Annotated in this window: 1 protein-coding gene; it reads left to right on the forward strand. The window is 70.4% G+C overall.

All coding sequences use genetic code 11. From position 1 onward, the window contains the following. Nucleotides 1–37: 37 nt before the first annotated feature. The coding region (locus tag IF67_RS40075) for a condensation domain-containing protein (protein ID WP_234341652.1) at nucleotides 38–477 on the forward strand (440 nt) is incomplete at its 3' end.

The raw sequence follows: 477 nt of genomic DNA on the forward strand, positions 1-477 counted from the left end.
CCACCACGCAACCGGAGCACGCAACCCGCTCCTGCCGATGGAACGACCCGACCACATCCCCCTCTCCCACGCCCAACGCCGCCTCTGGTTCCTCCACCAACTCGAAGGACCCAGCCCCACCTACAACGTGCCGATGGCCCTCCGGCTCACCGGCCAACTCGACACCACCGCACTACACGAGGCCATCCACGACCTCGCCGACCGGCACGAAACCCTGCGCACCGTCTTCCCCGAGACCGACGGCACCCCACGCCAGCAGGTGCTGCACGGCGACGCCGCCCGGCCGACGGTCGAGGTCGTCACAACCGACGCCGCGCACCTCGCCGAGCACCTCGCCACCGCCGCTCGCCACGCCTTCCGGCTGACCGATGAACTCCCGCTCCGAGCCTGGGTGTTCACCACCGGCGCCGACGAACACACCCTGCTGATCCTGGCCCACCACATCGCCAGCGCGGCGACGAGAGCGACCCGGACAGT

This window comes from Streptomyces sp. NRRL S-1813 (assembly GCF_000719605.1).
In the GTDB taxonomy this organism is placed as follows: Bacteria; Actinomycetota; Actinomycetes; order Streptomycetales; family Streptomycetaceae; genus Streptomyces; species Streptomyces decoyicus.